The sequence below is a fragment of the Mesorhizobium sp. WSM3626 genome (assembly GCF_000513935.1).
In the GTDB taxonomy this organism is placed as follows: domain Bacteria; phylum Pseudomonadota; class Alphaproteobacteria; order Rhizobiales; family Rhizobiaceae; genus Mesorhizobium; species Mesorhizobium salmacidum.
The window spans coordinates 1-2,500 of the sequence record NZ_AZUY01000011.1; the positions used below are offsets into that span (position 1 = coordinate 1).

The 2,500-nt window shown below is 56.3% G+C and carries 1 tRNA gene, 2 rRNA genes and 1 pseudogene (1 of these 4 cut by a window edge); all 4 read right to left on the reverse strand.

Annotated features, from left to right (window positions below):
* Positions 1-82, reverse strand: a pseudogene (locus M653_RS1000000138215) (type II toxin-antitoxin system ParD family antitoxin); the annotation flags it as partial.
* Between the two features lie 598 nt (positions 83-680).
* Positions 681-757 (reverse strand) — tRNA-Met (locus tag M653_RS0111025).
* A gap of 217 nt (positions 758-974) precedes the next feature.
* Positions 975-1,089: ribosomal RNA gene (rrf, locus tag M653_RS0111030) — 5S ribosomal RNA — on the reverse strand.
* A gap of 272 nt (positions 1,090-1,361) precedes the next feature.
* A 23S ribosomal RNA gene (locus M653_RS0111035) occupies positions 1,362-2,500 on the reverse strand; it runs 1,730 nt beyond the window's last position.

Here is a 2,500-nt window from a genome sequence, read left to right on the forward strand (position 1 = left end):
CACTGGCATTGTTGTAGCGGCCGAACTCGAGCTGTTTCCTGATGAAGCTCTCACAGTGCTCGTTCAAAGCGCAGTTGGGTATGGCGACCTCCTGGTGGAGATCATGGCTTGAGCGTCATTGATGACAATAGATAGCGATAGCTGGCAATCCACTGCCGATTCGGCGACGCTTCATCATCATGACCCGCCAAGCGGCATCGCCTCGGTCCCGATTCGACGGAATTGGACTACCGATTGGGGCAGCACCACGCGATCGAGGGTCTCGGTGCGAGCGGAGGCCGCAGATCCTGCTATCCACCATCCAATAGCGTGTGAGGAAGCCGGCTGAGTTAAAGCCCAACCGGCTAATCTGTTCATGCTTGGCGGCCAATCAATCTTGAACCTGGCCATCCCTCCATGGTCTTCACTGATTTGATTTTTGTCCGCGGCATCGGCGTCGCCTCTTTTGCGGGCCTGGACAGGATTGGATCGACACTCCACGGTGATTCGCATACGCAACGGCCCGCCGGCTTGGAGCCTTGGCGGCTGTCTTTTTGATTTGGTTTTGGGGGGAGGATTTGATTTTTGTGCGGGTCGCCGGCTTGGTCTGCTTGGGGCGGTCAGGCCGGATCCAAGGCGGCGCTTATCCGAACGCAAAGCGGCCCGCCGGCTTTGAGCCTGGCGGGCCGTTTTGGTAAGTTTGGTTGCGGGGACAGGATTTGAACCTGTGACCTTCAGGTTATGAGCCTGACGAGCTACCGGGCTGCTCCACCCCGCGCCACCACCGCGATCGCCGCTCTACTTTGGCGACTGCGGCATTCCTGTATCCACCAAATGAAAGGGCCGCTTAGAGCGGCCCGGGATCCCTTGGCGGGCTTTTATGCATGTCGCCCAAAAGTGTTAGCGGTTTTGGGGCAACGACATGCATCGAACAAAGCAATGAGAAGATTTCTCTGTCATCCGGTTGGATGTGAGTTTGAACGTGCGTTTAGCAGACCTGGCAGCGACCTACTCTCCCGCGTCTTGAGACGAAGTACCATCAGCGCTGGAGCGTTTCACGGCCGAGTTCGGAATGGGATCGGGTGCAGCCGCTCCGCCATAACCACCAGGTCGGCAAAACGCACGTTATTCGAGAAGCTGGTTTGAGCGAATAGCCATAGAGAGGAGCGAATAGGGGACCTATTTTGTGCTTTCTCGGAGCTTTTCGCTGGTCTTTTTTGTGCCTGGCCGTCCTTGGGTCTGGCCCTTCGAAGCGAAGCTTCGCAAGGTCGACCGACCGTCGGCGCCGATGCGCCGCACCCACGTAGCGCCGCCCGAAGGGCGGAACAAGCGTGAGTGAGAACAAACCATTTGACTTCGTCAAATGGACATTAGGAATGAGAACGATCAAGCCGATCGAACTATTAGTACCGGTAAGCTTCAAGCGTTGCCGCTCTTCCACACCCGGCCTATCAACGTGGTCGTCTTCCACGGTTCTCAGGGAATACTCGTTTTAAGGTGGGTTTCCCGCTTAGATGCCTTCAGCGGTTATCCCGTCCGGATATAGCTACCCTGCTATGCGGCTGGCGCCACAACAGGTCCACCAGAGATCCGTCCATCCCGGTCCTCTCGTACTAGGGACAGATCCTTTCAATATTCCTACACCCACGGCAGATAGGGACCGAACTGTCTCACGACGTTCTGAACCCAACTCACGTACCGCTTTAAATGGCGAACAGCCATACCCTTGGGACCTGCTCCAGCCCCAGGATGCGATGAGTCGACATCGAGGTGCCAAACAACCCCGTCGATATGGACTCTTGGGGGTCATCAGCCTGTTATCCCCGGCGTACCTTTTATCCGTTGAGCGATGGCCCTTCCACGCGGGACCACCGGATCACTATGACCGACTTTCGTCTCTGCTCGACTTGTCAGTCTCGCAGTCAGGCAGGCTTATGCCATTGCACTCAGCGAACGATTTCCGACCGTTCTGAGCCCACCATCGCGCGCCTCCGTTACTCTTTAGGAGGCGACCGCCCCAGTCAAACTACCCACCATACATTGTCCCGGACCCGGATAACGGGCCGCGGTTAGACATCCATAGTAATAAGGGTGGTATTTCAAGGGTGGCTCCACCTGAGCTGGCGCCCAGGTTTCAAAGCCTACCACCTATCCTACACATGCCACTACGAATGCCAATGTAAAGCTATAGTAAAGGTGCACGGGGTCTTTCCGTCTAACCGCAGGAACCCCGCATCTTCACGGGGAATTCAATTTCACTGAGTCTATGCTGGAGACAGCGGGGAAGTCGTTACGCCATTCGTGCAGGTCGGAACTTACCCGACAAGGAATTTCGCTACCTTAGGACCGTTATAGTTACGGCCGCCGTTTACTGGGGCTTCGATTCAGAGCTTGCACCCCTCCTCTTAACCTTCCAGCACCGGGCAGGCGTCAGACCCTATACGTCGTCTTGCGACTTCGCAGAGCCCTGTGTTTTTGATAAACAGTCGCTACCCCCTGGTCTGTGCCACCCTCCTCTACT